Origin of the sequence: Coleofasciculus sp. G3-WIS-01, assembly GCF_040223135.1 — a bacterium.
GTDB lineage: Bacteria > Cyanobacteriota > Cyanobacteriia > Cyanobacteriales > Coleofasciculaceae > Coleofasciculus.
On record NZ_JAVJZI010000230.1, the window covers coordinates 1 to 26,411 of the forward strand.

Genomic DNA, 26,411 nt, shown 5'->3' on the forward strand with positions numbered 1-26,411 from the left:
ATATGGCGCGTCTCTACATCATATATGGCGCGTCTCTACATCATATATGGCGCGTCTCTACATCATATATGGCGCGTCTCTACATCATATATGGCGCGTCTCTACATCATATATGGCGCGTCTCTACATCATATATAGAGAGATTTAACCTAAAAATTCTGGCGGTTGGCGATCGCACTCTCCATGCGTTCTAACACCTGCGCCACGGGAATCGCCCCTAAGTCTTGGGAGGGCTTAAAAGCGGTGCGAGTCCGGACACTTAGACTATTCGACTCAACCTCCTTCGCCCCGACAACCGCCATCACCGGGATTTTTTCCTTTTCTCCATTGCGAATCATCTTCGGTAAGCGATCGCCACTGGTATCGACTTCGACTCGAACCCCCACTAGGCGCATCTTCTGTGCCACTTCCTGAGCAAAGGGTAACTGCTCATCACTCACAGGTAACAGTCGTGCTTGCACCGGAGCTAACCAGAAGGGGAAGTCTCCCCCATACTCCTCAATCACAATGCCAATCAGCCTCTCCAATGAGCCAAAGGGTGCACGGTGAATCATCACAGGGCGCTGGCGCGTCCCATCTTCCGCCACATACTCTAAATCAAATCGCTCTGGCAGGTTATAGTCTACCTGTACCGTCCCCAATTGCCATTCGCGATCGAGGGCGTCATGGAATATGAAATCCAGCTTTGGTCCATAAAACGCGGCTTCACCAATGCCTTCAAAATGAGCCATTCCCAAGGTTTCGACTGCCCGACGAATGGCGTTCTCTGCCTTATTCCACGCCTCATCTGAACCAATATATTTGTCTTGGCTGGGGTCACGGAAACTTAAACGGGCTTTAAAGTCTTGCAACCCTAGGGTGCCAAACACCGATAGAGTTAAATCAACCACCCGCAAGAACTCATCATCCAGTTGTTCAGGGGTGACAAATAGATGAGCATCATCTTGGGTAAAGCCCCGAACTCGCGTTAATCCGCCCAGTTCTCCCGATTGTTCATACCGATAAACCGTGCCAAACTCCGCTAGGCGCATAGGTAAATCTCGGTAGGAACGCAGTTCATGCTTATAGATTTGCACATGAAACGGGCAGTTCATGGCTTTCAGGACAAAGCCCTCGGCTTCTGACTCACCCATCATTGGGAACAAGTCTTCTTTATATTTCTGCCAATGTCCGGAGGTTTTAAACAAATCGACGCGACCAATATGAGGTGTAACCACAGGTTGGTAACCGCGCTTAATTTGCTCCTGCTTGAGGAAGTCTTCCAGGGTACTCCGCAATACGGTACCTTTGGGCGTCCACAAGGGCAATCCCGGTCCTACCGCGTCGGATAAGATAAACAGTCCTAGTTCTTTGCCCAGCTTGCGATGGTCACGCTTGAGGGCTTCTTCTTTGCGCCGCTTATATTCTGTTAGTTGTTCCGGCGTCTCCCAGGCGGTGCCGTAAATTCGCTGGAGTTGTGCCTTAGTCGCATCGCCGCGCCAGTATGCCCCAGCGACACTTTCTAGGTCAATTGCTTTGGGATGAATATCAGCGGTGGTTTCCAGATGGGGACCAGCGCACAAGTCCCACCAAGCGTCTCCGAGATGGTAAATCGTAATTGGGTCTTCTAAATCCTGAAGGATTTCTAGTTTGTAGGGTTCTCCAAGTTCTTTGATCCGGCGTTCGGCTTCCTCACGAGTGACTTGTTCCCGAATCAGGGGCAGTTTGCGCTTGAGGATTTTGACCATCTCTTTTTTGATGGCTTTTAGGTCTTGCTCCGTAAAGGGTTCGGGTTTAGCGAAGTCGTAATAAAAGCCATTCTCAATCCACGGACCAATGGTCACCTGTGTCCCCGGAAATAGCTTCTGCACCGCCATCGCCATGACGTGGGAGGCGGTATGGCGAATTTTTTTTAAGCTCTCGGATTCACTGGTCCGAGGCAAATGGATTTTTTCGGGTTTTTGGGGGGCTTCTACGTTGGACATGGGTGAGTGTACCATTGAGTTGAGATTGAAAGCAGTTCTTATGCAATCGGGTTTAAGCTTATCCCACGAAAAGATGGGGGATGCCAGCGTACTCCGGCAACAGAAGCAAGCTACATGGATCATGGATCATGGTACTCGCTTCTCTCCAAGCCAGCTACATGGTTCATCGGTGTGAACAAAACGATTAACAATGAACCCAATTAGCCCGGTTTCCCTGGTTCCCTTGCTCCATTCCATGATACCTACCTTATTCAATCAATGCAGGTTGCTTAGTTGTTTGTGTATTGTAAAGAATTGTAACTAGCGTTAAGATAAGTTTACAGATGAATTAGCGATTAAGATGCATGCCTCAGTCTCAGCCTCACGAGCAAGATCTGCTCAAGTCAATACTGCAACCGCTCTTGGATGATTTTCGATATTGGTTTTCGCGATCGCGTTCTTTACTCGAATCCGAGGAGATCAGCTTTTTAAGCCGACAGCAGCAGACGGATTTACTCGATCGAGTCAAAACAGCTCAACGGGAAGTCAATGCGGCGGTGACACTGTTTCAAGCAACGGATGGTCAAGTGGGGATTGAACCCGCTACATTAGTGCCATGGCATCGATTAGTCAACGAATGTTGGCAGGTAGGGATGCGCTGGCGCTCATTGAAATCGGGAGAATCTGAGTCGGAGGTTTCCAAAAATGTGAATATTGAGTCGAGGGAGTGATCAAATTTCTGCCGAGATTTGATAAGCTAAACGGATTACTGATAAAGACGTAATTCTTGACCCATCTAAGATAATCTATTAACACATCAACGGTTTAGTCTGGAGGATGATGCCATGTTACACCTACTCTATGTAATTGCCTTTACCGTTATTGCATTTCTTGCGATCGGGAATTTGATTCGCAGCCTGCTGAACTTGAGTATAGATGCTCAACGGCACTACTCCCCTGCGGGAAGACAATCATTTTCTGCGTCTGGCTTTCGTCACACTGGTGTACCCCATCCAGAACTGTTGGATGATGCAGGTAAACCGACAAGTGAGCCGCTGATGGTGATGAAATCAATGACGGTTGAAGACGCCCGCACCCAGCTTGATGCTTTATATAATGCCTCTCCCAGCCGTAGCGTGGATAAGTCGGAAGACATTTAGCTTAATCGCCAAGAAGCCCCACCTCATAATCTTTGATTTTATCTGGGATGAATCACAAATTATAGTTCCATTTTGAATCATCAAAGATAGGCAAATGAAAATAGGTAAGTGTTGACCCTTAACAACCGTTGAGGGAAACTTTTTTCGGTGTTTAAATTAAATGATCCACTTTAAAGTCAATAAGGGGTTTTATTTTCAATTGTTAGCTGCTTTGAAACTTTTCAACTTTTCCGGTTGGGTTTCTAGGTCAATATACAGGAAGTCAATGCCTTCTTTCTCCAAAAGTTCTAATATAGCTAGATTTAATTGGGTTTCTGCATCAAAGTAGAGATTATCATCATAAACAAAAGCCCTAATTTCTATCACCCGGGCATTCTGCTCAATGCGGGTAAACCGAGCCAACCCCGATGGAGACACGCCCTTAATAGTGGGTATTATCTCTCGAATGCCCTGGCAAATTCTCTCGGTTTGCTTAGCGGAAATCCCGTCAATTTTTAGGGTTAAGTTAAGCCCCCACTTCAACTCATCACCCGGATTTTGTGACCAATTCTCCACAATTCCGGAAATCATTTTAGAATTAGGCATTTTCACAATAGAACCCCAATTCGTGATATGCAGTGTGGTGGTTCTAAATCCAATCTGCATGATTTGGACAAAACCATTCACTCCTTGTATTCCTACCCAATCCCCTTCTCGATAGAGGTTATCGGAGTAGATAATAAAGGTGCAGAACCAGTCGTAAAGAATGTCTTTGAACAGTAAACCTAAAGTGATTCCGGCTCCGCCTAATAAACCAGCTATTGCAGCCGCCGATTGCCCTAACAGCATCTCACTGACTTTAATGGCGAGTAGAATAATGGCGACGGCTTGGAAAATCTTGGGGATTAAGGGTTTAAGAACCTCATCAACATCGCTTTCCGAATGGAACATTACAGCAGCAATTAAATTGCCAAAAAGATAAGCGCCTCGGTAAACCAAGTAGGCAATGACAAAAACCAAGAGTAAGTTGAGCGTCTTCTCTATTGTTTCAGTCAGTTTAGGTCCCAATTCATCCGCCAAAATGAGTTGTGATATCCATAACCCCGCCAGGGAAATTATCCAGCTTAATGCTGGTTTCAGAAACGCAATTAACTCATCATCAAGGGTAGTGTCGGTTTTTCTAGTAAAACGCTCTATGGTTTTAATGACGACTGAAATAAACAGCCGTCTAAATACCTGTATCAGTGTCAGTACGAGAATGACAATCACAGTTTTGACAACAGGAATGCCAGAGATATCAATATTGATATTGTTTAAGAATTCCAAAAATGATTCCATAATGACTTAAGTTCATTTGAATTTTGAGCGTAATTATCAATTTATTCTATTCTCATGTTTTGAGACAATAGATAGATTGAGTGTTTTGGCACAACAAGACTGACAAAAAAAAGACTGACAAAAAAAAGACTGAATCCAGTTTGACTTCCCCTTTGCCGTCAACTTCACCAAGAGCGTCGGTCAAGTATTCCTAGAAACCGGGAAAAGGCGTGAGGATGACAACGCCATATCAACCTTTCACTTTGCTCGCAGTCGGTTTGTTGACTGATGTCCTAGGTAAACAGGAGGCAAGTGTGACGCCGTGACGTCCAATGGGTGGGGTGAAAAGAGGGCGACGAAAATGGATTTCGCCTGACTCAATATTATATGAGGTGATTAGGACTGTTTGTCAAGAGAAAAAAGTCTCTAAAATCATTCAATCAGAATATTGACAAATTAAACTAAATATGTATATACCATAACAAAGCAAAGGAAGCCTACACTCTAATCTTTGATTGAGTGTAGGAGACTCTCACATCAGCTCGGTTCAAAGCGGCTGTGTCAATGTACTGAACCGGACTATTTCAGTTGATGCTTCGCTAATCTTGATCACCCAGATGACTTCCGATTTTTCCAAATTACGGTTCAGCGCCGTTCCCCAGTAAAGATGCCTTTGAAGATATCCTGAATATCCTCCTGTTTATAATCCTTAAATTCCCCAGCATCAAACCAGATACCATAACAGATCGGGCATTTTTCATACCAAATATGGTGCTGTTTTAGGTCAACCATTTTGGTCATTCGGGTTTGGCATTTCGGGCAATTAATATCTTCGATGGCATTAAATTTACTGCCGATTTGGGGATCACCCGTATCGATGGCTTCAGATCCCTCTATTTCTTTGAGAGTTTGAGCCTCTTGAGAATCAAACCAGATGCCATAGCAATCCGTGCATCGGTCTACTTCAATATCGGCATAAACGACAGATTCTAGGTTTCCTTGGCATTTAGGACATTTCATTGAGGTCATTTTTCAACCATTCCATTTGAGATTCTTTTAAGATGGTTGTAGTTTAGCAATTTTATGGGCAACCTATAGAGTTTTATTTTAAAAAGTTAACGAAAATAAATCCTCAAATTGTAGGGGCGGGTTTTGGGAATCAATTGTAGGGGCGGATTTAGGGAATCAATTGTAGGGGCGGGTTTAGGGACTAAATTCAGCTCCCCACTGATAAATGAAAAACAAAACCCGCCATCCCCACTGATAAATGAAAAACAAAACCCGCCATCCCCACTGATAAATGAAAAACAAAACCCGCCATCCCCACTGATAAATGAAAAACAAAACCCGCCATCCCCACCGATCAGATAGGGAGGCGAGAAAGTGACCAAAGTCTGTGGTTTCTCCACTTAACAAGACATCCCCATTGAGTTTTCCTTGAAATTCTCCTTCAATATACTCTTGGTGATAACCTGTTGCGGTACTCCATAATCGGCTTGTATAGTTTTTCCGGGTATAGCCGCGCAGGATATTGGCAATTTGATAGGCTGATTTATCAGGGTTTTCCCGTTCAACGTTTCGGATAAATTCTAAGGCGGTTTCAAGTTCAGACATAAATTCGTCATTTGTCATTTGTCATTTGTCATTTGTCAATTAGGACATCGCTTCCCCGTTGGATGTCATTAAATCTTATATTCAAAACGGCTTGTTGTAATCGTGGGGACAACCAATTATTATACTGCGGGTAAACGGGTAAGCGTGGTAAGAGATGCCATCCGGCTGGTTCGACGATATTTTGTAATCGCTGAATGTGAGGATGGGGATAATCGGGATTTACCTCGTCTTTGGGTCCAATTCCCCCCAAATCTCTCGCCCCTGCTGCTAAACAGGCGAGTAACCATTGATCATCTAGGATTAAATTGGGCGGAATTTGCAGGGTGATATCGGCGGGTAAAATTTGACGTGCTTTAGCAATGACTTGGGGTAACTGCTGCGGCTCAAAGGCGGGGGCTTGCCAATTTTGTTGATCACCGGGACTATGGGGTTGTAAAATCACTTCTTGGATGTGACCATACTGATGATGAAGCTGCGCGATCGCATCTAAGGTTTCCCACCTATCAACAGGTGTCTCACCAATACCCAACAATAGCCCTGTAGTAAACGGAATCTGCAATTCCCCCGCCCAAATAAGCTGTTGTAGCCGCACCTGTGGTATCTTACTGGGAGCATGACGGTGAACGGTTTGCTGGAGTTGAGGTGTTATCTCCTCCAGCATTAACCCCATCGACACATTCACCGATTTTAGCGATCGCATCTCCTCAAACTGCAACGGTCCTACATTAGTATGGGGGAGAAATCCCATAGATAAAGCGAGTTCACATAGATCATAAATGCGCTGGAACCAAGCTTGACGGCGTGGTGAGTGGGGATGCACTTCACCACTGAGGATGAGGATTTCACAAATTCCCTGAGGTTGAAGCTGTTTTAAACGCTCACCCGCCTCTGTTAAAGTCAACCATGGACTTTGACCCGGATTTGCGCGAAAGTTACAATAGCTACAACGGTTAAAGCATTCGTATGTAGGCACCAGGGTGTAAGCGGGACTATAGGTAATAATTCGAGAATCGGTCATTGCCATTGTGGATGACGTTAAACTTTATGCGATCTATATACACCTGGTTGGTAGGGGCGGGTTTGACTACTAACATTTTTTGCCACCCCCATGTGACTAAACCCGCCCTGACAAATGATGAATGACAAATGACAAATGACTATTATATTTTAGCCATATCTTCGGAACGCTCCAACCAAATCGCTCTCAATCCCGCCGCTTTAGCCCCCTGATAATCCTCCCGCAAACTATCACCAATGTGCCATGCTTGTGAAGGTTCACATTCATGTTTATGTAAAGCCTGGGTAAAAATTTTGGGATCAGGTTTAGCCGCCCCCGCTTCTGTGGAAATGGTGATTGAACTGAAAAACTCATCCAGATTCAGGGCTTTTAACACTAAGTAAAGGCGAGAATCAAAATTGGATAAAACACCCAGTTGAATACCAACCCGCCGCCACGCCTCCAGGGATGGGATCACATCGGGATAAATAAACCACGGTTCGGCTGTGGCAAAGTGGGTGTAAAGGTGGTCAAAAAAATCGGTAAAGTCGGCAAACTGTTCCAGAACACCGACTTTTTGGAATGTGCGAAGGGCAATCACGCGCCACCATTCAAATTCACACTGAGGAATTTCTTGTGATTCTGTGTCTGGAAAAACTAAGGGATCAGCCGCAGCAAAGGCTTGGAAAAAGGCATCGTTAACCAGTTTGGGTGGTACATTCACGTTAAACTGACGAGCTACGCGGCTGTAAACCTGACCCACACTCCCGCGCACCCCAAACAATGTACCGACTGCATCTAGTAAAATGACTTTTGGATTGGTCATTTGTTATTTGTCATTTATCATTTGTTATTTGTCAGGGCGGGTTTAGTTGCATCTGGGTGAGGTAAAAAACGATAGTAGTTAAATCTGTCCCTACACAACATTTAATCAGGGCGGGTTTTGCACAAACATTATCGTCAACCGGGAAACAAAAATCCATAAACCCGCCCCTACATACCCTCATCTTTGAGCAGATTTAATAAAGGTTGTGCCATCCAATTTAAACCAACTTTGAGCTGATGGTCTAGGGTGGGCATACGATAAAGATAGGCAAGACGCCGTGCTAGGTGGGCGAAGACCCCATCAAGTTTTAATCCTAACCCGGTCAGTGTCGCGTTGTCTGTCCCTAATGTCATCATCTCGCCTAAATGCTGGTAGCGGAAGGGAAGTAAGGGACGCCCAGTCAGGGATGCCCAGATATTCCAAGCGGCGTAATCGGCTTGCTGGAAGGCTGATTGAGCGGTGTTGGGGACTTGTTGACCTGTGGCGTCTCGACAATCAGCGAGATCTCCTAGAGCATAAAGTTCTGGATGATCAACTACTTGCAGGGTTGGGGTGATCATCAGCTGACCCCGGTGGTTTTGTTTAAAGGGGAGCGATCGCACCAACGGCGCTACTGTGGTGCCAACTGCCCATAGTACGATATCTACAGGAATTGTATCCACCTGTCCTTTGTATAGCAGAGAAATTGTGTCAGCGCTGATCGAGTCTACCGATGTTTCTAGGTCAATCCACACATCTCGCTCATTTAAAGCCTTCCGTGCAGCTTCACGGTTGAATTCGGGAGAGGTTTTCAGAATCATCTCACCCTGTTCAATTAACCGGAGGCGCCCTCGTTCTCCTAAGCGTTCAGCCAGTTTGCAGGCGAGTTCTACCCCACTGTACCCACCACCCACAACCGCGACACGAATTTTTTCCCTGTGGGATTCTTCCAGAATTCGCAACCGTTCTTCTAAACGATAAGCATCTGCGATCGCGCGGAAAGAAATAGCATGTTCAGCGACGCCGGGAACGCTCTCCAGAGGTGTAACTCCGCCTAAGGATAAGACCAGGCGATCGTAAGCAAATTCTACGCCATGCTGCAATTGTACCTGCTGTTGCTCACTATCAATACCCATCACCGTGGCTTGGGTAAAGCGTACCCCTGTATTTGCCAGGAGTTCCTCAAAGGGTGGGGCAATTTCCCAGGTTTGCAGTTCACCTGTCAGGAGTTCATACAGCAGGGGCATAAATACGAAGCGATCGCTTTGATCAACGAGTATAATTTCTGGCTGCTGTAATTTGTCCCAAGGGAGTTGGCTTAAGCGCAGGGCAGTATAAAGCCCCCCAAAGCCTCCACCGAGAATACATAAGCGGGTCGGTTGGTCACTCATCGTTGAATGGGCAGATTAGCCATAGTAGGGCAACTCTCTTCAGGATAGCAAGATACCCAATGTAGAGACGCGCCATGGCGCGTCTCTACAGGCAGGGTGGGTTGGAGGTAACGTTATCATCAATAGCAAAAAACCCTTCCCTCACACCCACTCCTACTTGCCTCACAAGTTTAGATATCGCCGCGAATTTCTTCGACTACGCCATCTCGCAGGAGAATTTCGACCTGCATTTTGCGAACCAGGTTATCTCCGGCTTCAACGCGGAAGAAGCTTTCGATCTGACCTTGATTGACTTCTTGGTCAAGTTCGAGCATCTGTACCTGTTGGAGTTGCTGGAGTTGCTGGTTTTTCTGTTCTAGTAGCTCACTTTTCTTTTGATTGACCTGTAGTTGAATACTGTCGATTTGCTGCTTGACTTGAGGACCGGGAGGTTGCACACTTTGCTTTTGGATTTCCGCGATCGCCCGTTGCCCCTGCATGTCTAACTGTTGAAGTTGAGAGTCAAGTTGGTTAATTTGTCCCTGAAGTTGTTGTTGCACCTCCTCCTTCCAACGGGGTGTGACAATGGCTTTAATATTAACCGGTCGCTTCAAGAGTAGATTTGATTTAGATTCTTCTGTAGTCATATAGCTCTTTCTCGGTAGGTCTGAAACGTTAAAAGGATATGGGTTAATCCGGGTAATAGCATAACCCAAAGTTTGGGGCATGAGGATTAAGAGCAACAGGCAACTTGCCAGCAGACTCTTTCACCCTATTTCCCATCAATCAGGCGAACATCCCGTTAATGATATCGTGATATCGTTGAGTAACAACGGGTCGCCTGATTTTCATTGTTTGAGTCATCATGCCATTTTCTATGGAAAAGGGTTCTAAAATCAGCACGAATTGACCAATCCGATCATCAGGGCGATAACCTGGTCGATTTTTGACTTCCCGGTTCAATTCTTGCCGGAATAGGTTCTGCACCTCTTTACTTTTGAGTTCAATAGTCGTCCGGAACGACTCACTGTCCTCTGTATCGGAGTTGGGCAAGTTTAGGGTAACATTTTCAGCGGCTGCCCACTGTTGCAGGGCTTCTAGGTTCGGCACAATTAACGCACCGAGCGATCGCTGATCTTGACCCACTAGCATAATCTGTTCAATATAAGGACTTCGCAAACAGGCATCTTCAATCGGTTGCGGCTCGATATTTTCGCCGTTGGTCAATACGATGGTATCTTTTGCCCGTCCTGTCAAGACTAAATCATTGTTGGGGGTAACCCATCCCAAATCTCCGGTATCAAACCATCCCTCGGAGTCAATGGCTTTTGCTGTCGCCTCTGGGTTTTTATAGTAACCTTGCATTACTTGGGGTCCTTTCACCAAAACTAACCCCCGTTTGCCTGGAGGTAAGGGTTTCCGGTTTTCTGGATCAACAATCCGAATCTGGGTTTCAGGCATGGGTAATCCAGAGGAACGGCGCAGATTACGTTCCATCCGGCGGACATTGGTTACTGGAGAGGTTTCGGTGAGTCCATATCCCACCAGAATCTCAATCCCGGCAATTTCAAAGAAGTTTTCTAAATGCATTGCCAGGGAACCCCCACCACTGATAATGGTTTTGATTTGACCCCCGGTTGCCGCCCGCACAGTTTGATAAATTAGTTTGTCGGCTAATTTATGGGCGGGTAACAGGAGTGAGGCTTGGATGCTGGCGCTGATACGTTCTAAAGGACCAGGATTAAGCTGGTTCAAGTCTAACCCTTGAGCGATTCGCCGCGCCTTAATATAGCGCTGACTGATATCGAGTAAGGTGGACACCAGTTTTTGCTTGTTCAGCGGTTGCTCACGAAATTGCTTTTGCACCCCCTCATAAATGGATTCCCACAGCCGAGGAACACCGATCATGTAGATGGGTTTAAAGGCTTTGAGATCGGCTTTGACATGGCGAATGGTGGTGTAAATTTGGGTACAGCCTTGGGAGAGGAGGAAGTATTCTACGGTGCGTTCGTAGACATGCCAAGTCGGTAAAATACTCAAGACGCGATCGCCTCCTTTGGGTTGGAGGACGGTACCAAAGGTGGTGACTTGATGCAGCAGGTTTCCATGACTTAACATTACCCCCTTGGGTTTACCTGTGGTGCCGGAGGTGTACATTAAGGTGGCGAGGGTTTGACGGGTTGCCTGAACCGGTTGTAGAGTTGTTTTTGACCCCAGACTCATCACCTCAGAGAAATTAAGCACTTTGAACTTGTCTTCAGCAGGTGGCTCTTCATCGGAGAGTAGGATCACAAACTGAATCGGCAAATCGTCAAGATAAGGTCTGAGTTTAGTTAGTGTTTTAGTATCTTCGACAACTAAAGCAATACTGCCACTGTGTTCTAAGATATACCGCAGTTCATCAGGATCAGCTTGGGCGCTGCGAACCACATTTGCCGCCCCAGCCGTCATAATCCCCTGATCGGCAATCAGCCAACGGGGGCTGTTATCGGCAATCAAGGCGACACGGGGCGGCAGATCCGAGGACTCTTGTTCCTGTTTGATTACTGGATTATCGAACAGGGTTTGTAACCCCGCCGCGAATTGTTGAATCTGGCGCACCAACTGAGTGTACGTGAAGATCACCTCGGGTTGGGCATGGGGATCTCTCAGGGCAATGATTTGTCCAAATCGCTGCGCCGCAATCGACCAAATTTCTGGCAGAGACTGGATAGAGGAGTAGTCAACCAGGTGCTTGAGCAGGTTACGCTCTTGGGAACTCATCGACAATGACATAGAATCAGCCGGATCTGTGTTTAACATCTATTACAATCCCTTGCTTTTTTTACCATACTCTTTTGCTGTGAGTCAGAATAGGAGTCTCAGTGGACAGAATGTCTTCTGTCTGTTGATAGATTTTCTGCCTATGCCCCATCTCTGTGTCTCCTGAAAAATTATCCAAAACGATGTCGGAAACGCTGAGGTTCAGGTATGGGAGGATTTTCCTCCATCAGAACTAGGGGGGTATCAAAGGAAGATTCAGGATCATCTATTGTTCAAAGGGGGAAGACAATGAAACTTTTATTTGTTGAGGATAATCCAACCTTAGCCAAAACCATTATGGCAGGGTTAATTCAACAAAACTATGTTGTTGATCTGGCAGATGACGGTGAGACAGGTTTGGATAATGCTTTAGCCTATCACTATGATCTGATTCTGCTTGATATTAATTTGCCTCATCTGAATAGTATTAGTCTTTGTCGCCGTTTAAGACAAGCCGGAAATACCAGTCCGATTGTTTTATTAAGTGCATCAGTAGCGACTCAAGATATGGTGGCGGGGTTAGATGCGGGCGCTGATGATTATATTATTAAACCCTGTCCGGTTGAAGGGTTAGCGGCTAGAATCCGGGCATTACTCAGACGTAACCGAGAGGCTAGCACCCCAACTTTACAATGGAGAAATTTGGAAATCGATCCGAGTACCTGTGAGGTAACCTGTCAGGGACAACCCTTGCGTCTATCTCCCAAAGAATATGGTCTTTTGTATTTGTTGATGTCATCTCCTAACCGGATATTTAGTCAAGATTATATTATCGAAAAACTTTGGACGTTTGGAGATCCACCCAACCGGGAAACGGTTAAGGCACATGTTAAAGGATTACGACGCAAGCTTAACCAAGCGGGTGCAGGTGACATTATTGAAACTGTGTATGGGTTCGGGTATCGTCTGAAGGAGCTATCTGAACTTCAAACTTCGTCATCAACCCTCAATCCTATTCTGGAACGGTTTGTGGCAATGCGTCAGATGGAGTATTTAATCCTCAATCCAGATTTAACGATTCGAGAGATTTCTGAGCAAGCCAAGAACTTTTGTGATTTTCCCGAAAAGTTAACGGTTGGACAACTGGTGAGTGTTAGTTTTCCAGAGTTAATTGGTTTAGACGATATATTATTGGCTGTTTTGTCAGGAAAAACAGAAGATTTTAGGCTCGAAGGTGTAGCGCGTTCCCATAATCCTCAGCGACCGGAGTATATTGATATCTATAGCATGAATGTTGATAATCAGTTATTTCTCCTATTTGAAGATGTCTCCCCGGAAATGAGCTGGAGACAAACCGTTACTCAACAAGAAAATGAAACCTATCTTTTATTGGGATTTTAAATGCCTCTGATGTTGATGTCAGGGAGCCTTTATTACCCCATGCAAGAGGAGGCGATTGAAATCGCTGCTACACAAACTTTCGTCCGCCTGCGCGGACTAGTTTATAAAAGGGGTAGCTAACCCGGATTTGGTATCATTTGGTAGAGACTCCTCCGGCGGAACGTCTCTTGTCTATATCTAATAAAAAATTGGTCTTGTGGAAGATAACAAGACCAATTTAAGCAAGAAAAACTCCGTTTGATATTGACGGAATATTTATTAATTTCTGATTAATTAAGAAGGGAGTTCTTCGAGGGCTAAATCGAAGGTAATCTCATGAACACCAGGAATGTCTTTAACCTTCTCAACGATTTTACGAGCCGTTGCTTGGTCTTTAACGGTTCCGGTGAGACGAACCGCACCACTAGCAACGCCAGCGACTAGGTTCTCGGAAATATCGGACTTAATCTTATCTTGAATCTGGGAATCACTCAGTTCGTTTCCACCTTTGCTCGATTCAACATATTCAATTCCTTGATACTGACTTCCCACGGCGGAGGTTGTCAACTTCTCCCTTTCTTGTTGCTGTTGTTGAGAGTTTTGAGCGGAATCAACAGCAGCTTGAGGGGGTGCAGCTAAGGCAGGAAAAGCACTATTAAATGTAAAGATGACGACACCCAGCAGCATCATAGCTGAGTGGAACAGGCGATTCGGCTTAGCCAGAACAAGAATCGCGATCGCAAAGGCAGTGATGACCATTAATAAGTTGATCATATTCATAACTATCATCGGAAATTGGGGTTGGTAAGGGGGCGAATGGAAACCCCTGTCATTTATGTATGAGGAGGAATTCGCCCTCTTACATAAACAGCAGTCCGACAGGACTTCCTTTGAGAAGCTGTTGGTATCCATTTCCCTTGTGTACACGACTGCATATTTGAATGGAAACCCCTACCGCCTTGGATTGACTTGCTGACGTTCGATGTATTGCGTTCAGATGAAAGTCTGGGCAATTACAGACTCGTGCTTTTAATCTGTACGCATAAGGGTTGCTTGATTGGGCTTATGCCCCTCCCGTTTCCGGGGTAATGTTAGCTTCGCATAAGTTATGCCTCGGTACTATCTCCAACACACTGGTTTAACCCTGTAAGCCTGTTTAATGCTAGAGTTGTAGAGCTACAAACTAGCTACGCATTTGTAGGTACGAACTTTAACTCTTGGGCATAACGTAGACCACGTAGGTCTTAGGCTGGTCAGGTATGGGCAATTTCGGTGCCCCCGCCTTTAGGCGTGGGGTTCCTGACTTTCTCCGTACTCTACAGCTAACATTACCGACTTCTGCAAAAATAGACTTCATTCTATAGTCATAAATTACTTTTCTATCCAAAGATAGATACAAAATGAAGGAAACAGGGATACGGGGGAATCCCTGGAGACGCGCCATGCCGTAGAGACGCGCCATGGCGTAGAGACGCGCCATGGCGCGTCTCTACATCTTTAAGCAACACCTATAGCCCCTGCACCTGCGGAAGCCAACGCTGAAACCAGCGCCGTAGCAAACAGCCACCAAGCAGCTATCGCAGCGGCTTTGCGAGTTTCTTCGGCTTGGCGTTGTGCTTGATACTTAACCTGTTCTAGACGCATTTGAGCTTGTTTTTGGATACGTTCTGCCCGTTGTAGCAAACGAGTGCGAACCTGCTCAATCTGGTCAATCATCCGATTAGCATCGGCTTCGGAGATATCATCACGGGAACTGATAATAGCGACTAGGGTATCCCGATCAAAGTGAGACAAGCGATCGCGCAGTGCATCAAACCCAGCTTCTGGGTCATCAAATAACGTCTGGATATCTCGCTTGATGCCATCATAATTCAGCTCAGGACGCTCTAAATTATTGAAGTAGTTGCGAATGCGCTCAAAAATACCATCAATAACCGACTGGATGCGATATTGCACCGTTCGGATTTGGGTGAGCACTTGGTCGCGCACATTCACAATTTGATCGACAATTCGATTCACATCTTCTTCTGAAATATCCTCCCGTTGGGATAACAGCGCCACCAGCGTCGAGCGATCAAAGTGGGACAAGCGTTCTTGCAGACTTGACATCCCAGCACCGGGTTCATTCAGCAGCAATTGCACATCCCGCTTAATTGCTTCGGGATTGAGTTCCTCTTTGCCCGTAGAACGCAGATAATCAGCAAATGCTGCTTGAAAATCTTGTACAGTTTCCTGAGTCCGTAGCGCCCAGCGTCGAGGGGCTTTGACTACGTCGCGAACGGTGGAAAGAACTTGATCAATGATCTGATTAACCTCTTGTTCACTCAGATCATCCCGTTGGGCGAGTAACTGTACCACGGTATCGCGATCCATTGAAGCTAATCGGTTTGTGATTAAACGGACTCCAAGCTGTGGATTATCCAGCAGTTTGGTTAAATCACGCTGAATCCCGTCTGGATTGAGTTCTGGCTTCCCGGTGTTCCGCAGATATTGAGCGATCGCCGACATGGTTTTATCGTATTGCTCTTTAGTTGTATCCACCATTTTTTGGGGGATGCGGCGAACACGAGTCCAGGTACCCTCAACCTGATCAAGAACTTGGTTAATTTGCGTTTCACTCAAATCTTGACGCTGACTTAACAGTTGTACCAAAGTATCCCGGTCAAAGCGTTCGGCGCGTTTACGCAGCAGTAGCCATCCCACCTGGGGTTCATCCAAGAGTAATTTGAGTTCCTGTTCAATGGCTTGAGGATTCAGTTGATCTTTACCCGTGTTACTCAATATAGACTGAACTTTCAGCCACTGAGCTTCAACTTTTGCCTTAAGCGCCTCTTGGGTTTCTCTGGCTGTATCCAACACGCGATCGCGGGCTTTTTCCAGCTCAACGATTACGGCTTCCTGTTCAATAGGCGTTAAATCTTGACGTTTCTCGACCAATCGCTCAAATAAGGGACGGTCAAACTGAGCCAGACGATTGCTAAGGTGTTCGTAATCGGCGTCCGGATCACCGAGAATATCCCTGATATTCAGTTGAATTTTCTCAGGAGTGAGTGCTTCTTTGGGCGCGGATAGGAGATATTGCTCCATGGCGGCTAACCGTGCGATCGCCTCGGCGCGTTCTCTGGCTGCGATCGCCACAGATAATGCTTCTAAGCGAATAATATCCAACCAGGTAGAAATTTCTCTGATCCGTTCTTCTGTAAAAACACCCCGCTGTCTCAACAAGTCAGCAAAATCTGACCGATTTAGCTGCTCTAATTCCTGCACCACGGTTGCTGGGTCAGCTTCTGGATCATATAGCACATCTCGGAATTCCCGCTCCAGCGTCGGTTGCTGCATTTGCCAAGAATATTTATTGAGCAGGTAATTTTCCACATCTGCTCGCACGGTACTGTAAACTTCATCCTTACTACCACCACTGATTTGAGCGGAAACTTTATCAACCTGTTCAGTGACTTGGCTGCCGACGCTTTTAAGCTGACTAACAATTTTCTCCACATCAAAGTCTGACAGATCCGTGCGTCCCATCACCAATCCCATCAGACTATGCAAACCTGTGGATGCAGCCTGAGCCAGAGGTCCTGGATTTTGGGCTTTGCGGCGCTTGCGGAGTTCTGCTATCAAATCATCTAGCTTTTGGGTAAACTCACCGCTAACGAGCTGATCCGGTGTGGCAGACTGAAGATACTCCCTAAATTCTGCCATAGCATCTTGAGAAGAAGGCAGCCGATTCACCGTTTTCTTCCAGACGTTTTCGAGTTGGTCAACAATCCGATTCACATCCCGTGGGGCTAAATCGCTGCGGCTGCTAACTAATTCAATAAATGTCTGCCGATTAATATCACGCAGGCTGTCACTACCAGCAATCTCTTGTAAATTTGGGTCATTGAGTAAATCTTCTAATTCCGTCCGAATCTTTTGCAGATTCAGTTCTGGAGGTCGTATAGACTGCATATAATCTTCTAGGTTCTCGCGAATCGTCTCTGGGTCAATGGCAGAACCCAGTTCTCGACGTACCGCCGCCGCCGCTGCTTCTGCGGTGTGCACCATTTCTTTTCTAACCGCATTACCCCCAATTACGGCTGTGGCGGTGCCTAAAAGGGCTTGAAAACCAGAGGTAGCGGTACTAATTACTGAGCCGATTAAAGAACCAACCGTTGTCGAACTCACCCAAACCAGTAACGAAAAGTAAGTTGCCCAAATCACCAACCCGACGATCGCACCCAAGCCGGGACTCTCCAGCAAGCTTAATTCTACGGCAAATAGACAGGCAAAAAATAACGCTAGGGTAACGCTAATTAACGTGGCTAATCCCAATGCTGTACCAATCTTGCGAATCGTCCCCTGCATAGTCTCTGATGACTTCTTATCAGACGAAGACGATGATGAGTCTCCGCCTCCAGCAAAGGAAATTCCCAACGCGACACCCAGATTCGTTAATAGCATCTGGAAAGCAAACGCTAAGACTACACCAGCGACTAATGTGGTAAAAAATTGGGGTCCGTCAAAGATGAGTGCGGCATCTTCGACGGTATCGAGTCGTGGCTCTATCGGTATCTGTGCTATCCAAGCTGCCCAACTCGTGAGTCCTAATACTAGTCCCACACTCTCAACCATAATCTTCTTCCTCGTTATTTCGGTTGTGTTAACGATGACTGGAATACCATTGCCGATTTCTTGGCAGATCATCCTGTCCTTCTGCCAGAATCGTTGTCTAAAGGCTGAAAATCATCTCCCCAAGGGGTGAAACTTAGGGGCAAGTTGCAAATTTATGCCTACCGATAGAGTGACTTGTGAGTTCATTTCGATCTCTTCTTCTTGTCCCCTGTTCCCCAATCTCACCTCAAAAGTCAACTTTTATTGTGTCTGTATTTAAAGGATGAGATAGTATGTTAGCTAGGCGCACGGGTATTAGGAGTCTGACGTGGGTTTATTTGAGGATCTCAATAGCTTTCTGGAAAATCGCCTGGATGAATTTCTCCGCAACAATCCCCATCTAGAGTTACAAGCACTCGAAGAGCAGTTACGGGAGCAAGAAGAAGACACGTTGAAGCTGATTGCTGATTTGCAACTTCAGCAAAAGCGCCTACAGGACGAAATATTAGGAGTTGCCCAAGATATTCAGCGTTGGCATGAACGGGTGAGTAAGGCTCAATCGAAAGGCAGACTTGATTTAGCCCAAGCCGCTCAACAGCGAGAAGCCGCGCTTTTACATCAAGGTAATCAACTTTGGGGCAAGATGGAAGGGGTTAAACAGCGAATTGCTCAGACTAAAGCATTACAGCGTCAGATTCAAACCCGTCGTAATGAAGTGCATACCAAAGCAAGAGTTGCAGAAGCTGCCCGCGCTCAAGCCCAAACTCAATCTCAGTGGCAGACATCAGCTTGGAACCAGAATTCAAACTACAACATTGGATCAGGTGTAGATCCGTTGGAGTCTCAGTTTCAGCGCTGGGAAACCGATGAGGAGTTAGATCAAATGAAACGGAATATGGGGCGGTGAGGGGGCACACAGAAGCTCACAGGGAGGCGCGAGTTACCGTACCCCTCCCCCTTTACCCATGCCCGGATGAACGGCGAGGAATCGTAAAGGAAATCGAACGAGGCAGTTTAGGTATTGGTGTGGATGACGATGGATTAAGTGCCGTCAAGTTGGATGCTAGATTGGCACTCTCCACAGAGGGAGCCTGAGTTTGATTAGTTGGGAATTGCCTGGATTGTAGAGAGACAAACCAACCGGGAGATTTACCGTAGTTAGATGCGATCGCGAGTAACGCTCCTGCCAAAATTAATACTGGCATGGGCAAGGTAAAGTGGCTCACCCACTGAGACAATTCTATTAGGCTAAATAATACCACAAAGGTGGTAATTAGAACTCTCATATATCTGACTTGAAATTAGCGCCGCCGCCCTAATCATACACCATGCAAATTTTTGCGCTTCGCTTAAAACCCAATAATGATTTAATGACAAGCTTAAGGCATTTCGTCGCACAGCACCAGATTGAAGCTGGGTTTATGATTACGGCTGTGGGTAGCCTACAACAAGCCACCCTGCGCTTTTCGGGTCAAAATTATGCTCAAGCCTTTAAGGAACATTTCGAGATTGTTTCCCTCGTTGGCACTCTATCTATCCATGGTATCCATTTACACATTGCCCTGTCGGATAAAAAGGGGAAAACAATCGGGGGGCATCTCCTAGAGGGATGCATTATCTATACGACGGCTGAAATTATTATAGGCGTCAGCGATAATTTAATCTTTCTGCGAACAATAGATGAAACGACGGGATATAAAGAGCTAGAAATCAAACCTAAATAAAGTTTACTATAGGACAAGCTGAAACCTGTCTTCCTCAAATCTAGCCAAATCAGTCTATCACAGTCATTTAGGGTCATAAACTCAAAACGGATGAGCTTAATGCCCACTCAGTCAGACAGTCGCACAAAGCCGACTGGATAATAAAAAACTATTCCTCACCTAGAATGAGCTGAAGCGCCCGATGTGCTTCCTGTAGGGTTTGGAGTTCTGAATTAAACTTCCATAGATAGGGCTTAACTCTATTTCCTCCCACAATAGCGGGTTCCCAAGCCGTCAGTTGCCATCCTTGCTCAGTCGCGGTGAGGCAATAATCAATCCGGGGAGGAATAATCGGGGTGTTGGCGTTAGTAATCATCATTGCTTGCTCGTAATACCCTTAGTGGTCAAAAAAATTGTGATTTAGGGTAAGGAAGCGATCGCCTATAGCTTACTGGTGATGCCCTGATTCCTACCAATCATCATGCCACCCCTTTCGGGAGTTGGTAAGGCTTACCCGTCATCTTTACTGAAATATCATAATCCAGTCGGAACAAAACACGAGGTTATGGGAGGTTGCCGAAGTCTGTATGAGACTGAGCTTCATACAAGCTTCATATAACCCGGTTGAGTGAATATACTTATCTTACGGATTTTAAGAAAATAGGCAACAGGGAATAGGGAACTCTTAACGGGGAACAGGGCATTCTCTATTATTCAACTTCTCCGAGTATCTCCATGTATCCAATTGTGTTAAAATTCCTCCTTTGCTGAAAGAGCGTTTAACCTTATAGTGCAAAATATCAGTTGAATCAGCTTTTTGTCCAGTCAGGGTAATCTGCGTGTCCAGTTCAAAAGAAAAGAAGCACTCCCAAATCAGGAAGCCTCTGTCCAAATCAGTGTCCCCTCTCAAACGTCTATTCGCCTATGGTCATAACTATCGCACCCAAATCTGGCAGGCGATCGCGTGTTCGGTTCTGAATAAAATCTTTGACTTAGCGCCACCTGCGTTAATTGGTGCGGCGGTGGATGTAGTTGTCCAACAAGAGGATTCCCTCATCGCCCAACTCGGCGTCACCGACATCTTCACACAACTGTTGATTCTGGCGTTGCTTAGCCTGATCATCTGGGGATTAGAATCCATCTTTGAATATGCCTACAACCGACTCTGGCGTAATCTAGCACAGACGATTCAGCATGACTTGCGCTTAGATGCTTATGCTCACTTACAATCGCTAGACTTAGCTTATTTTGAGGATAGGAGTACGGGCAGGTTGATGTCTATTCTCAACGACGATATCAACCAACTGGAACGCTTTCTTGATGTTGGCGCCAATGAAATTCTCCAGGTATCCACAACCGTCGTTATTATTGGCGCCACCTTCTTGATTCTGGCACCTGGTGTGGCTTGGATGGCACTTCTACCCATGCCCTTTATTCTCTGGGGTTCCATCGCCTTCCAGCGCCGCCTTGCGCCCCGTTATGCTGATGTGCGGGAAAAGGTGAGTTTACTCAATGGGCAATTGGCAAATAATTTGACAGGAATCACCACAATTAAAAGCTTTACAGCCCAAACTTATGAAATCCAGAGGATCACCGCCCAAAGCCAAGCCTATAGCCAAAGTAACCGTCGTGCGATCGCACTATCTGCGGCATTTGTGCCATTAATTCGTATCCTCATCTTATTGGGCTTTGTCGGAATTCTCCTCTATGGGGGTATGGAAGCGGTAGCTGGGAGATTAGCCGTCGGTACCTATAGCGTGTTAGTATTTCTGACTCAACGCTTATTGTGGCCCCTCACCCGACTTGGACAAACCCTCGATCTCTATCAACGGGCGATGGCTTCTACAACCCGGGTGATGAATCTGTTGGATACACCGATTACGATGCATTCGGGCGAGATTTCTTTGCCTGTAACTCAGGTGCGGGGTGAGTTGGCGTTAAAAAATATTACTTTTTCCTACCGGGGACGCCATCCTGTGATAGAAAATCTTTCCCTTCATATTCCGGCGGGAAAAACCATTGCCATTGTCGGTGCGACGGGTTCGGGGAAAAGTACCCTGGTCAAGTTATTATTGAGACTTTATGAAGTCCAGGAAGGAACCATAACCCTCGATGGTATTGACCTGCGCCAGCTCCAGTTAGCCGATTTACGCCGCGCCATTGGTTTAGTCAGTCAGGATGTGTTTCTGTTTCATGGCACGGTGCGGGAAAATATTACTTATGGTAGTTTTGATGCCACGTTATCTGAGGTAATGGCAGCCGCAGAAATTGCTGAAGCCCATGAATTTATCTGCCAACTCCCCCAAGGATACGACACAATTATTGGGGAGAGAGGACAAAAGTTATCCGGTGGACAGCAGCAGCGACTGGCAATTGCCCGTGCTATCTTAAAAAATCCCCCCGTGCTGATCCTCGATGAAGCCACCTCAGCCGTAGATAACGAGACAGAAGCCGCCATTCAGCGATCGCTAGAGAAGATTACCCAAAACCGAACCACGATCGCGATCGCTCATCGCCTGTCTACAGTACGCAATGCCGATTGTATTTATGTTATGGATAAAGGTAAATTAGTTGAACAAGGCACCCATGAACAACTACTAGAGCAACAAGCCATTTATGCGATGCTCTGGCGCGTTCAGTCTGGGGTTAAATAAGTCATTCGTCATTGGTCATACTCGCTGCCCTTGAGAAGCAAGCTACGTCATTGGGAATTGTAAACCATGATTATGTTCAGTAAACCTCAGCCGAATAAGCCAGAGGATCAGTGGAAAGTTAAGCTAAATAAGTTTGCCAAAGAATATGGCAAAGAACTGGCGGCGCTGTCATGGGGACTATTTCTGGAGAAGGGCGAAAGCGACGAAACCCTGGGAATTGACCTGAAACCCAGACCCCATTTTGTCTATTGTCCCAGAGCGGCGCTGGACAAACTAAATCAAAAGGTTGATAACTATCTTCAGGAAATGGTAGGTATTGTCAATGCTCACCAACCGGATAAAGAAGTTTTAATGATTGGGATTGGTAATGACCAAATTAAATTAATTCATTTTGAACCGGAATCTCCGCCTCCTGTATGTTTTGAAGAAGTGGGTAAAGATGTCGATACATTAATTGAAGAGCTAGAACAATGTCTGAGTGAATTTGGCATTCATCCTTAGTCCTTGGTTAGTAACATACAGCTTAAAATATATTTTTTAGTTGATTCACTTCTGCAAAACTAAAAAACAAAAGACTATGAAACCCAATGTTCCTGAATTACTCTTAGTTTTATATATTTTTTTGCCGCTCAATAATGCTTTAATGGCTTCAGTAATTCTGTGTCAAATTCAAGCAATTCACACCACACGTCGAGCCGAAAATGAACTAGATTTAGAGTTAGGAAATGATACTGATAAAGCATTGAGAGATTTCCTGGTAGCATTTTGGTTTAATCCGACTAATGCAACGGCTTACGCTTATCTTGGATTACTCAGACCTCATCTAGGCTTATTTAATCATCCTAGGGATAATAATTTTGCAACAAGTATAAATGATGACAATGATGATTGATATAGCAATCCTATTTGAGTCGTGTCCAAAAATATGATAATTTTCGGGAATGGGCAATGGGTAATGGGCAATGGGCAATGGTAAAGAGTTTCAAGGCTTTTTGCTATTTTTTGATTTTTCACAACCTATTTAGGATTGCTATAGTCAAGACGGTATCTTTGAGAGTCGAGTGACATACACGCTACACCTCAATGGTAGGTTTTACTTGATTGAGAATGTACCGGCTCGTGGCTCGTGTCAACAAGGAGACAGTGACTCCTGCATCCCCGGCTCACGATCGGTACAATAGTTAACAAACTACAATCCAACTCTGCAAACTGATGACGCCTGACGTAGAAACGTTACCCCAGCAACCTGACACCAGTGAAACCGACAACCTCGACGAACTTCCCGATGATGTCGAGATGTCGCTGTTCGATCATTTAGAAGAGTTGCGGCGGCGAATTTTCTATTCGCTGCTTGCTGTCGCCGTTGGTGCTACTGGCTGCTTTGTGGCGGTTAAATACATTGTCCAGTTATTAGAAATCCCCGCTAGAGGCGTTAAGTTTTTGCAATTAGCTCCCGGTGAATACTTCTTTGTTTCCCTGAAAGTGGCGGGTTACAGTGGTTTGCTGGTTGCGACTCCTTTCATTCTGTACCAAACTATTCAATTTGTCTTACCTGGGCTGACTCGCCGCGAACGACGTTTGATTGCACCTGTGGTTTTAGGATCTAGTGTTCTGTTTTTCGTGGGGTTGGCATTTTCCTACATTGCTTTAATTCCCGCCGCGCTGAAATTCTTTATTAGTTACGGTGCTGATGTCGTTGAGCAAGCTTGGTCAATTGAACGGTATTTTGAATTTGTGCTGCTACTCATGTTCAGCACAGGGATAGCCTTTCAAGTGCCAATTATTCAGATTCTGTTGGGAAATTTAGGAATTGTCTCATCCTCACAAATGCTTTCTGGTTGGCGGATTGTTATTTTGGGTGCCGTGGTTTTAGGCGCTGTGTTAACTCCCTCCACTGATCCTCTGACTCAAAGCTTACTCGCCGGTGCTGTCATCGGTCTTTACTTTGGCGGAATTGGTTTGGTTAAGCTCTCAGGAAAGTGATTGAGTTCGTAGTAAGGGGCGAGCCTATCATCCTGGGTTGACTATTAGCGTGACAGCGATAGTTCAGGACTTGATCAAAACTGACGTGAAACTCCCTCATTTCTGATTCTTGTTTGAACATTAGATGCAGCAAACAGTTTTTTTGTCAAATCCGCCCCTGAGTAAGTTGATGAAATTGGGGATTGAAACACGTTTGTATTGTTCTCATTTTTTGCAAATTTAGGAAAAAAATTGACGTTAATTTAAGGGTTTGATAGGTTTTTGACAGAAAAATGACTAGAATAAAGCCATCATACAAGATTCAATTTTGCCATACTACAACCAAAACCAACGTAAAGTCAAGCTTTGCCAGGAATTTCCGACTGAAGCCCTCAGTCCGATTATCTTGATTAATTTAAAACTCAACGGATAAATCGAAAAGTTATCGTTATGGGATAGAGCCACCGATGAGATGCAACCGGACATGAGACTATCCCTGTGGTATGGGATGATTTCCATCCCGTAGTTAGGGTGGAACTTGTCAGTGGTTTCGCGATCGCGGATGATTTACACTGGTTAACGGAGAATGGATTGATCGGATATCCAATTCGCGATCGCCCGATTCAAGTAGAACCACTACCAGGGACAATTAGCGCCACTCATCCCTACCTAGCCCGCAACTTAGACCAACTCGAAGACGCGATCGCATCGGGTAAACTATTAGAATTGAATTGTCCTTTCCGTACCTCGTAGTGCTATAAGCGAACAACAAAACCCGCTCTAGCTACCTAAGAACCTGAATCTAAACGGCGTTGCCACTCCGCATCAATTTGGTCTTTGCGTTGCAAATTTTGATCCAGTAAATCCTGCTCACTGGTATACACCAAATCCTCTTGCCCAATTACATTTTGCGCCGCAAACTGTTGGGCATACGCCAGCTTTTTCTGTAAATCGGCATCAGGTTGAGCCAGTGCTAATGCTTCCTGCTGTCGTTTCTGATTCCGGGCGGCGATTTTACTATTTTTCTGTTGAATCCAGAAATAACGAATCAGAGGAATCGCTAAAAACCCAATCCCGTAACCCAGTAAAAACCAGTAAATTGACGCGACAAAAGCAACCAATCCTCCTATCTCGGCAGCAATTTCGCCTCCTCTTAACAGAGAACCCAGCATGAAAGCACCGACAATATTCACTCCCCCTAAACCAATTGCCAGCATAATTTGCCCACTCGTGGCAGCACTAAAGCGCCAAGGCTGTTCTTGTAGGTAAGATGAAACAGGCTGAGGATGCTGCTGTTGCGCTGTTGTCTGTAAGTCGGGGAAGTGATAGATAATCTCTCCATCGGGACTGACTTCCGGACGCCCATTGAAACGGCTGAGAACGGGTAACATATAGTCTTCATACTCCCGTTGATATCCTGTGCCAATATCATCAAGATAAGGAGCAATCTGTTCCGCTGTAACGGCACCGCCAGAATTACGAATCACTGTGCCGATTTCTTGCCAACGACGTTCTTCTAAATCGGCATTGGGATTACCATCACCAAACAAAAACGAGAAAATTGCCTCCAGAAAATTCATCTGCTGACTTTGATTAGAATTCCAGGAGGTGCGCCGTTGTCGATGGCGTTCGTAACCCGGGTCAAAAAACCAAAACATATCGGGCCCAATCCAGAAGTGGGGCATAAAAATCATGCCACCGCCTCGATTAGAACCACCGTTACTGCCACCACCCGAATCATTATCGCTGCTGGAACTGATACTGATAACGATAATCGAAATGGCGAGAAAAATCAGGACAATTGAGAGTAAGAGTAGAAGCCCGAAGGAAACCCGAATCAGGTAGAATAGAATACGCCAAGTTTTTGCCCACCATTCCTGCAACCGCAACCGGATGAATTTGTTTCGCAGGATTGTCCGAAAGTTCTTGGGAAACAGGTAGGCAATTTCACCTGACTCGGCGACTTGCAAATGTCCACCTGCATCGGATGCTAGCGCCAGTAATCCTCGTTCGGCTAAATTGATATTTAATCCCGCCTTAGCGGCGACATCACCCACGGTGACACGATAGCCAAGCTGCTCGACGCTATTCATTATTTTGGGATTGGGAGCCATAGCTATTATTGTAAAGATTTCTGTACTCTCTATTCCAAGTATAGAAGTCTGGCTTAGGCTTCTATACTTGCAGAA

General features: G+C 45.7%; 27 protein-coding genes. 12 read left to right on the plus strand and 15 right to left on the minus strand.

Features of this window, described 5'->3' with window-relative positions; translation table 11 throughout:
* A partial coding sequence (locus RIM23_RS23380; protein WP_446369798.1) for a hypothetical protein occupies window positions 1-194 on the plus strand: 194 nt, incomplete at its 5' end.
* Here RIM23_RS23380 and thrS read toward each other — a convergent pair.
* Window positions 150-1,979 carry a threonine--tRNA ligase gene (gene thrS / locus RIM23_RS23385; protein ID WP_446369800.1) on the minus strand — a complete coding sequence of 610 codons (1,830 nt, stop codon included), beginning with the start codon at window positions 1,977-1,979 and terminating at the stop codon, window positions 150-152. The genes RIM23_RS23380 and thrS overlap by 45 nt on opposite strands.
* Window positions 1,980-2,004: 25 nt before the next feature.
* On the opposite strand from thrS, the gene RIM23_RS23390 reads away from it, so the two are divergent.
* The 3 genes from RIM23_RS23390 to RIM23_RS23400 all read left to right on the plus strand — a co-directional run bounded on the left by RIM23_RS23390 (window position 2,005) and on the right by RIM23_RS23400 (window position 3,103).
* Entirely contained in the window at window positions 2,005-2,139 is a 135-nt protein-coding gene (locus tag RIM23_RS23390; protein WP_446369802.1) for a hypothetical protein, read from the plus strand.
* 169 nt (window positions 2,140-2,308) lie between these two features.
* Window positions 2,309-2,674 (plus strand): DUF2605 domain-containing protein, encoded by a 366-nt coding sequence (locus RIM23_RS23395; protein WP_446369804.1) that lies wholly within the window; start codon window positions 2,309-2,311, stop codon window positions 2,672-2,674.
* Between the two features lie 114 nt (window positions 2,675-2,788).
* Window positions 2,789-3,103, plus strand: a complete 315-nt coding sequence (locus RIM23_RS23400) for a DUF2973 domain-containing protein (protein WP_446356134.1) — start codon at window positions 2,789-2,791, stop codon at window positions 3,101-3,103.
* 195 nt (window positions 3,104-3,298) lie between these two features.
* Here the strand turns inward: RIM23_RS23400 and RIM23_RS23405 are convergent, their stop codons facing one another.
* The 8 genes from RIM23_RS23405 to RIM23_RS23440 all read right to left on the minus strand — a co-directional run bounded on the left by RIM23_RS23405 (window position 3,299) and on the right by RIM23_RS23440 (window position 11,987).
* Window positions 3,299-4,420: a mechanosensitive ion channel family protein gene (locus RIM23_RS23405; protein WP_446356132.1), complete on the minus strand. Its 1,122-nt coding sequence runs from the start codon at window positions 4,418-4,420 to the stop codon at window positions 3,299-3,301.
* A 624-nt stretch (window positions 4,421-5,044) separates the two neighbouring features.
* On the minus strand, window positions 5,045-5,419 hold the full coding sequence (locus RIM23_RS23410; protein WP_446369806.1) for a zf-TFIIB domain-containing protein: 375 nt from the start codon (window positions 5,417-5,419) through the stop codon (window positions 5,045-5,047).
* Window positions 5,420-5,602: 183 nt separating this feature from the next.
* On the minus strand, window positions 5,603-6,031 hold the full coding sequence (locus RIM23_RS23415; protein ID WP_446369808.1) for a hypothetical protein: 429 nt from the start codon (window positions 6,029-6,031) through the stop codon (window positions 5,603-5,605).
* Between the two features lie 10 nt (window positions 6,032-6,041).
* Window positions 6,042-7,037, minus strand: coding sequence for a 7,8-didemethyl-8-hydroxy-5-deazariboflavin synthase subunit CofG (cofG, locus tag RIM23_RS23420; RefSeq protein WP_446369810.1), 996 nt, complete (start codon window positions 7,035-7,037; stop codon window positions 6,042-6,044).
* Window positions 7,038-7,173: 136 nt separating this feature from the next.
* Window positions 7,174-7,836: an HAD-IA family hydrolase gene (locus RIM23_RS23425; protein WP_446369812.1), complete on the minus strand. Its 663-nt coding sequence runs from the start codon at window positions 7,834-7,836 to the stop codon at window positions 7,174-7,176.
* A gap of 167 nt (window positions 7,837-8,003) precedes the next feature.
* Window positions 8,004-9,206 (minus strand): NAD(P)/FAD-dependent oxidoreductase, encoded by a 1,203-nt coding sequence (locus tag RIM23_RS23430; protein ID WP_446369814.1) that lies wholly within the window; start codon window positions 9,204-9,206, stop codon window positions 8,004-8,006.
* Window positions 9,207-9,376: 170 nt separating this feature from the next.
* A complete protein-coding gene (locus RIM23_RS23435; protein WP_446335472.1) occupies window positions 9,377-9,832 on the minus strand; it encodes a YlqD family protein in 456 nt (151 codons plus the stop codon).
* Between the two features lie 139 nt (window positions 9,833-9,971).
* Window positions 9,972-11,987: an AMP-dependent synthetase/ligase gene (locus RIM23_RS23440; protein ID WP_446369816.1), complete on the minus strand. Its 2,016-nt coding sequence runs from the start codon at window positions 11,985-11,987 to the stop codon at window positions 9,972-9,974.
* A gap of 249 nt (window positions 11,988-12,236) precedes the next feature.
* Between RIM23_RS23440 and RIM23_RS23445 the strand changes: the two genes are divergently transcribed.
* The gene (locus tag RIM23_RS23445) at window positions 12,237-13,328 is read left to right on the plus strand and encodes a response regulator (RefSeq protein WP_446369818.1); all 1,092 of its coding nucleotides are present in this window, start codon (window positions 12,237-12,239) and stop codon (window positions 13,326-13,328) included.
* A gap of 273 nt (window positions 13,329-13,601) precedes the next feature.
* On the opposite strand, the gene RIM23_RS23450 is transcribed toward RIM23_RS23445, so the two are convergent.
* From RIM23_RS23450 to RIM23_RS23460, 3 genes are all read right to left on the minus strand, one after another.
* The gene (locus RIM23_RS23450; protein WP_446369820.1) at window positions 13,602-14,087 is read right to left on the minus strand and encodes a BON domain-containing protein; all 486 of its coding nucleotides are present in this window, start codon (window positions 14,085-14,087) and stop codon (window positions 13,602-13,604) included.
* 430 nt (window positions 14,088-14,517) lie between these two features.
* Entirely contained in the window at window positions 14,518-14,787 is a 270-nt protein-coding gene (locus RIM23_RS23455; RefSeq protein WP_446369822.1) for a hypothetical protein, read from the minus strand.
* A gap of 17 nt (window positions 14,788-14,804) precedes the next feature.
* A complete protein-coding gene (locus tag RIM23_RS23460; RefSeq protein WP_446369824.1) occupies window positions 14,805-17,924 on the minus strand; it encodes an MFS transporter in 3,120 nt (1,039 codons plus the stop codon).
* Window positions 17,925-18,231: 307 nt separating this feature from the next.
* Here RIM23_RS23460 and RIM23_RS23465 point away from each other — a divergent pair, with 307 nt between their 5' ends.
* Window positions 18,232-18,810, plus strand: a complete 579-nt coding sequence (locus RIM23_RS23465; protein ID WP_446369826.1) for a TIGR04376 family protein — start codon at window positions 18,232-18,234, stop codon at window positions 18,808-18,810.
* A gap of 52 nt (window positions 18,811-18,862) precedes the next feature.
* Here the strand turns inward: RIM23_RS23465 and RIM23_RS23470 are convergent, their stop codons facing one another.
* On the minus strand, window positions 18,863-19,189 hold the full coding sequence (locus tag RIM23_RS23470) for a hypothetical protein (protein ID WP_446369828.1): 327 nt from the start codon (window positions 19,187-19,189) through the stop codon (window positions 18,863-18,865).
* Window positions 19,190-19,231: 42 nt separating this feature from the next.
* On the opposite strand from RIM23_RS23470, the gene RIM23_RS23475 reads away from it, so the two are divergent.
* Window positions 19,232-19,627, plus strand: a complete 396-nt coding sequence (locus RIM23_RS23475; RefSeq protein ID WP_446369830.1) for a PPC domain-containing DNA-binding protein — start codon at window positions 19,232-19,234, stop codon at window positions 19,625-19,627.
* Window positions 19,628-19,775: 148 nt separating this feature from the next.
* Here RIM23_RS23475 and RIM23_RS23480 read toward each other — a convergent pair whose 3' ends face one another.
* A complete protein-coding gene (locus RIM23_RS23480; protein ID WP_446335464.1) occupies window positions 19,776-19,985 on the minus strand; it encodes a hypothetical protein in 210 nt (69 codons plus the stop codon).
* Window positions 19,986-20,502: 517 nt separating this feature from the next.
* Here RIM23_RS23480 and RIM23_RS23485 point away from each other — a divergent pair.
* The 5 genes from RIM23_RS23485 to RIM23_RS23505 all read left to right on the plus strand — a co-directional run bounded on the left by RIM23_RS23485 (window position 20,503) and on the right by RIM23_RS23505 (window position 24,975).
* Window positions 20,503-22,260, plus strand: a complete 1,758-nt coding sequence (locus RIM23_RS23485) for an ABC transporter ATP-binding protein (RefSeq protein WP_446369832.1) — start codon at window positions 20,503-20,505, stop codon at window positions 22,258-22,260.
* A gap of 66 nt (window positions 22,261-22,326) precedes the next feature.
* Window positions 22,327-22,761 (plus strand): beta-carboxysome assembly chaperone CcmS, encoded by a 435-nt coding sequence (ccmS, locus tag RIM23_RS23490; RefSeq protein WP_446369834.1) that lies wholly within the window; start codon window positions 22,327-22,329, stop codon window positions 22,759-22,761.
* Between the two features lie 76 nt (window positions 22,762-22,837).
* Window positions 22,838-23,152, plus strand: coding sequence for a hypothetical protein (locus tag RIM23_RS23495; protein WP_446369836.1), 315 nt, complete (start codon window positions 22,838-22,840; stop codon window positions 23,150-23,152).
* Window positions 23,153-23,472: 320 nt separating this feature from the next.
* Window positions 23,473-24,243: a twin-arginine translocase subunit TatC gene (gene tatC / locus RIM23_RS23500; RefSeq protein WP_446369838.1), complete on the plus strand. Its 771-nt coding sequence runs from the start codon at window positions 23,473-23,475 to the stop codon at window positions 24,241-24,243.
* A gap of 477 nt (window positions 24,244-24,720) precedes the next feature.
* On the plus strand, window positions 24,721-24,975 hold the full coding sequence (locus RIM23_RS23505) for a hypothetical protein (RefSeq protein ID WP_446369840.1): 255 nt from the start codon (window positions 24,721-24,723) through the stop codon (window positions 24,973-24,975).
* A 35-nt stretch (window positions 24,976-25,010) separates the two neighbouring features.
* On the opposite strand, the gene RIM23_RS23510 is transcribed toward RIM23_RS23505, so the two are convergent.
* Window positions 25,011-26,336 carry a hypothetical protein gene (locus RIM23_RS23510; RefSeq protein WP_446369854.1) on the minus strand — a complete coding sequence of 442 codons (1,326 nt, stop codon included), beginning with the start codon at window positions 26,334-26,336 and terminating at the stop codon, window positions 25,011-25,013.
* Window positions 26,337-26,411 lie beyond the last annotated feature (75 nt).